The sequence below is a fragment of the Nonomuraea sp. NPDC003201 genome (genome assembly GCF_053590415.1).
The window spans coordinates 1-4,753 of the sequence record NZ_JBSFTC010000481.1; the positions used below are offsets into that span (position 1 = coordinate 1).

General features: G+C 69.8%; 5 protein-coding genes and 1 pseudogene. 4 read left to right on the forward strand and 2 right to left on the reverse strand.

Features of this window, described 5'->3' with window-relative positions:
• Together ACWDX9_RS58455 and ACWDX9_RS58460 are read left to right on the forward strand one after the other, a co-directional pair.
• Nucleotides 1-210 (forward strand): annotated as a pseudogene (locus ACWDX9_RS58455) (ABC transporter ATP-binding protein); the annotation flags it as partial.
• Nucleotides 211-293: 83 nt separating this feature from the next.
• A complete protein-coding gene (locus ACWDX9_RS58460; RefSeq protein ID WP_449972084.1) occupies nt 294-842 on the forward strand; it encodes a hypothetical protein in 549 nt (182 codons plus the stop codon).
• Here the strand turns inward: ACWDX9_RS58460 and ACWDX9_RS58465 are convergent.
• Both ACWDX9_RS58465 and ACWDX9_RS58470 read right to left on the reverse strand, forming a co-directional pair.
• Nucleotides 796-1,509 carry a TetR/AcrR family transcriptional regulator gene (locus ACWDX9_RS58465; protein WP_364256884.1) on the reverse strand — a complete coding sequence of 238 codons (714 nt, stop codon included), beginning with the start codon at nt 1,507-1,509 and terminating at the stop codon, nt 796-798. The two genes, ACWDX9_RS58460 and ACWDX9_RS58465, sit on opposite strands and share 47 nt — an antisense overlap.
• Before the next feature lie 464 nt (nt 1,510-1,973).
• Nucleotides 1,974-2,612: an HNH endonuclease family protein gene (locus tag ACWDX9_RS58470; protein WP_449972086.1), complete on the reverse strand. Its 639-nt coding sequence runs from the start codon at nt 2,610-2,612 to the stop codon at nt 1,974-1,976.
• A 664-nt stretch (nt 2,613-3,276) separates the two neighbouring features.
• On the opposite strand from ACWDX9_RS58470, the gene ACWDX9_RS58475 reads away from it, so the two are divergent.
• Both ACWDX9_RS58475 and ACWDX9_RS58480 read left to right on the forward strand, forming a co-directional pair.
• Nucleotides 3,277-4,257, forward strand: coding sequence for a hypothetical protein (locus ACWDX9_RS58475; protein WP_449972089.1), 981 nt, complete (start codon nt 3,277-3,279; stop codon nt 4,255-4,257).
• Between the two features lie 80 nt (nt 4,258-4,337).
• Nucleotides 4,338-4,463 carry a hypothetical protein gene (locus ACWDX9_RS58480; protein WP_449972092.1) on the forward strand — a complete coding sequence of 42 codons (126 nt, stop codon included), beginning with the start codon at nt 4,338-4,340 and terminating at the stop codon, nt 4,461-4,463.
• Nucleotides 4,464-4,753 lie beyond the last annotated feature (290 nt).

Below are 4,753 nucleotides of genomic sequence, written 5' to 3' on the forward strand. Positions count from 1 at the left end.
GAACACGCCCTCTTCGAACGCATCCGCCACCACTCCGACGGCCGCACCGTCCTGCTCATCACCCACCGCCTGGCCAGCGTCCGCTACGCCGACCGCATCTACGTCCTCGACCACGGCAAGATCACCGAACAGGGCGACCACCACACCTTGATGTCCCTCAACGGCCTCTACGCCGACCTCTACACCCTCCAGGCCGCCGCCTACCGCTGATCCTCTCGTGACTTGCACAATGTTCAAGTCCTTCTTATCGTCGGACTTGAACATTGTGCAAGTCGTCGTCCCGGGAGGGCCCCATGCCGGTTTCCGTCGTCATCGCGTCCACGCTGCAGTACGCGCTCGCGGTGCTGTTCCTCGTCATGCCCGTCCTCGTCCACACGCACGGGGAGCGGGCCCAGCGCGCGGCCGAGGCGGTCGTGACGCGGCAGGGCCTGCCTGCCGGGGTGCTCGCCCGGCACGGGGTCAAGTTCGCCGAGAGCGTCGTGGAGCTGCTGTTCCCCCTCGCCATCTGCGCCGCCCTGGCGACGCTGGCCTCACTCGGCCTCGCGGGCAGCGAGGTGGGCCGGGTCCTGTCGTGGATCGCCGCCGCGCTCCTCATGACCGCGGGCGCGTTCGTCACCGGCAGTCAGGTCTTCGCGGCCCGCTACGTCGAGGCGGCCTTCCAGAAGTCCGAGGAGCCGGGCATGCGGGAGCTCGACGGGAGAGCGGTGGTGCGCGCGGCGCAGGAGGCGTTCCCCGCGATCCTGCGACCGCTGATCGTGCTCCGGTTCGTGCTCACGGCCGCGGGTTCGGCGGCCGTCATCGTCCTGCTGGCGACTCCGGCCGCGAGCGCGTACTTCCATTAGCCAGCCGCGCGTCCAGCCCGTCGAGGATCGTACGCAGCCCGAACTCGAACGAGTCCTCGTCCGGCAGGGAACGGGCGGCCTCCACCGACGGCGTGGCGCGGGCCCGCAGCCGGGGGAACTGCTCGGCGATCTCGCTGATGCGCGCGACGGTGGCGCGCAGCTGCTGCTCCTCGTCCGCCCCCGCCCTGCGGAGCCGGGCCCGCCACGCCAGCTCGGCCGCCTCACCCTGCGCTGCGCCGATGACGAACATGAGCACGGTCGCCGCCGCCTGGTCCACGTCCGGCCCGCTGAACCCGGCGGCCTCGTAGACGGCCAGGCAGCGGTCGTCGTAGCGGGCCTTGTTGGGGCCGTGGAGGAGGTGGGTGCTCATGGCCGGGAGCATCCAGAAGTGCCGGCCCAGCATGCCGTGCGCACCGGCGGCCAGCGCCGCCGCGGCCGCCCGCCAGCCGACCTCGGCGGGGTCGGGCAGCTCGATCTCGTCCCACACGTGGTCGGCGGCCAGCACGACCAGCTCGTCCTTGCTCTTGACGTGCCAGTACATGGCCGTGGCCGCCGCGCCTAGCTGGGTGCCCAGACGCCGCATGTTCAACCCGTCCACACCCTCGGCGTCCAGCACCGAGACGGCGGCCCGGACGATCTGGTCCCGGGTCAGGGTGTCACGCGGCATGCCCCCCAACCTACCGCCCCGCCTGCACGCTCACCGGCTCGCGCGGTCACCGGCCCCGCGTGCTCACCGGCTCGCGCGGTCACCGGCCCGCACTGTCAGCCGCCCGCGCGATCATCGGCCGCACGGTGCTCACGCCCGCAGTGCCCACCCCGACAGCCGCCCATCTCGCGCCCGCGCCCTCAGCGCCCTCCGTGCCCGCCCATCCCACTCACGAGCGCCCGCTCATCCCACTCCCGCGCCACCGCCCCGCCCGAGCGACCGTCCACCCGAGCGACCGTCCACCCGAGTGCCTGCCCGCTGCCCGGGTCGCTGGCTTCCGGCTCATTGCCTCCCGAGCCATTTGTCCCGAACCACGCGAGCCCATCGCCACCCGGTCGTCGCCGACGGACCTCCCGCGTGCCAGTCGCAAGGGCGGTCACGGGAGAGGTCCGTGAGGTGGGGGCGCGGGGCAACGGGGATGGAGGTCAGCAGGAGGTGAGCATGCTGCCCAGTGCCGCCTTCTCCGTGCTGTCGGTGCTCAGCCCCCAGTACCACTTCACCTGGATCCAGGCGCGGGCGTACCGGCAGCGTTCGGCGGTGCGGGGCGGCTGCCACTCAGCCGGGTCCTGGTCCGACTTGGACTGGTTGACGTTGTCCGTGACGGCCCACAGTTGGGGCCCGCCCAGGTCGTTGGCGAACTGCTGGCGGCGGGAGGTGGTCCAAGCCCAGGCGCCCGATGCCCAGGCTTCGGCGAGCGGGACCATGTGGTCGATGTCCACGTCGGAGGCGGCGGTCCAGGTCGCGCCGTCGTACGGGCTGTACCAGGAGCCGGAGGTGGCGGCGCAGGAGGAGTTGGTCACGACGTTGGTGCCGTCGCGCTTGAGCACTTCCTCGCGGGTGTTGCAGGAGCCGCTGATCGTGATCCAGTGCGGGAACAGGTCGCGGTCGTACGTGCTGCCGTGAGATTCGGCCGCCACCGTGAGCTCGGCGAGGCGGGTGGCGGCGGTGCCGGCGGAGGGGATGTTCGGGGGGATCGCGGCGGCGGGTTGGGCGGTGGCGGTGAGGGTGAGAGTGGCGGCGCAGGCAATGGTCAGGGCGGCGGGTAACACGCGGTCGCGGTGCATGAGGGGTGGGCCCTTCTGCCGCCGTCCTCGGCCGGCCACAGGTGCCGGTCAGGGGCGAGGAGGGCGGGCACCTCGACCGTGTCATTGTCCGCATTAGTCCATATATGGCCAGGTTTGCCGAGCTCGAATGGAGGCGTCGGGCGACTACTGACATGAACGGTCATGCAGTCACAAGTCCGCCTGTCAATGTTGGAGCGGCGTTCATCGCTCCGTCATTGCGGACCTGGAACGGCGACCGTCGGCGTCCTCTCGATGCGAGTACGCCGGACCTCTGTCGAAGGCCGTGCGCGACGGGGTGCAGGGTCGGGATCCGGACGGTTCGGCTCGCGTCCCTGTCGCCTCATCCTGGAGAGGCCGGTGACCGCGCCACGTCGAGGCTGTTGTGGTTGGCACGTCGTCGAAGGCCCAAAAGTGGCCGTCGAAACGGGCTCCGGCTGGGCGAATATGCCGGTAATTCGTCGGCCGGGATTCAGGGTGGATTGCCGCATGGGGAAACGTCGTGTCGAGGAGTTTTGCTCCTTCGCCCATCCAGAGTTGCCGAGTCGACGATTTGGGTGGTGGTGGAGAATGGCGCGGGCGTAATCGGAAGCCCCAGGTCGCCGTAGGCGTACCCGTAGTGTGATCAAGGCTTGACGGGGAGCGTTCGGACCGCTAAACGACAGACATGGCGAACGTCAAGGCGCGGCTCCGTGCCGCAGTCTCCAACGTGGATCTCGGCATCGTGCTGCTCGTCGCCGCTGCCGTCAGTGTGCTCGATCTGCTCGATGTACTCAAAGACGGACAATCGGACCAGCTGATTCTGCCGGTGCTGGCCCTGCTCGCGTTCGTCTGGATCAGGGACAGGAACAGGCAGGCTCGGGTGGCCGACCAGCTTGATACGGTCGCGCGTACGACCGACGGAATGTGGCGATTGCTGGCCAGCGGCGATTCGGTCAAGTCGCTCAACGGGGCGGCCATCACCCGACTTCTTGAGGAGGCGCGGGCGGGCAGCGATATGTGGCTGTTCAAAGGGGGCACGGGCACGTTTATCCGGGCGGTGACGCTGCCCGAATGCGTTGAGCGGGCCAAGAAGAAGCGCAGCAAACTGCGTTTCCTGCTGGAATTAATCGATCCGACGGACGAACCTCTGTGCGCGGAGTACACCCAGCTGCACCTCAGTCTCGCCGACGACGGCGCCGAGGAGAAAAGGTGGACGTCTCTGGGCACGCGCAAGGACGTCTATGCGACGATCCTCGCCGCCTGCTGGTACCGGCAGCACAACAGCCAGGTGCTGGAGTTGCGGATCGGCCTGTCCCGGACGATCTCGCTGTTCCGCTGTGACCTCACCAAGCACAATCTGGTGATCACCCAGCGCGGTCCCGAGTTTCCCGGCCTCGCCATTCCGCAGAACAGCCCGCATTACAACCCGTGGTCCATCGAGCTGCACAACAGCCTCGACCAGACCAAACTGCTGGACGTGACGAGGGCGCCGCAACTGAGCGCCCGGCCGACCGTGGACGAGACGCGTCAGCTGTTCGAGCGCCTGGGCATTCCGCTGACCGAGGAGTTCGAGGACTCCGATGTGGCGGACATCGCCAGGGGCGCGCTCAACCGCGTCGACCCGTACGAGGGGCGGGTGCCGGTCGCCGCGCCGTCGGTCAACTGACCGCGGAGGGAGGGCCGGGGGCGGCGCGGTGGGGCTGGTCGCGGGGTAAGGCTGTCAGGTCGGGGTGCGGGCAGTGGGCGATGAGTGGTCCGAGGGCGGCGTGTGTGGGCGTGGTCGCCGTCGTGGTGGGCATCGTGGGGGGCGTCGTGGTGGGCCTGCTCGTGGCCCGCGCGCTGGGTCGCGTACACCGGTCAGGGGTCGCCTAGTTGGCCTGGGCCGCACCTGACGCGTGCGCTTCCACACGGACGCCTTCCGGGCCGGACGGGCTGATGCCTTCCTGGACCGTGAGCCGTGAGCCGTGAGCCGTGAGCCGTGAGCCGTGAGCCGTGAGCCTTGGGCCGTGAGCCTTGGGCCGTGGGCCGTGAGTCGTGAGTCCACTGGCGCGTCGCTCTGGAACGTCGCTGCCCCGCCTGCGCGGTCAGTTGACCGACGGCGCGGCGACTGGCGGCTGTGGGTTCGGAGTGGCGCGGTGGCCGAGGGCTGTGGGTTCGGGGCG

What these genes read in the sequence shown, in the direction of transcription:
- ACWDX9_RS58460 (WP_449972084.1), top strand. Translation starts at nt 294, where the DNA reads ATGCCGGTTTCCGTCGTCATCGCGTCCACGCTGCAGTACGCGCTCGCG.
- ACWDX9_RS58465 (WP_364256884.1), bottom strand. Translation starts at nt 1,509, where the DNA reads ATGCCGCGTGACACCCTGACCCGGGACCAGATCGTCCGGGCCGCCGTC.
- ACWDX9_RS58470 (WP_449972086.1), bottom strand. Translation starts at nt 2,612, where the DNA reads ATGCACCGCGACCGCGTGTTACCCGCCGCCCTGACCATTGCCTGCGCC.
- ACWDX9_RS58475 (WP_449972089.1), top strand. Translation starts at nt 3,277, where the DNA reads ATGGCGAACGTCAAGGCGCGGCTCCGTGCCGCAGTCTCCAACGTGGAT.
- ACWDX9_RS58480 (WP_449972092.1), top strand. Translation starts at nt 4,338, where the DNA reads ATGAGTGGTCCGAGGGCGGCGTGTGTGGGCGTGGTCGCCGTCGTGGTG.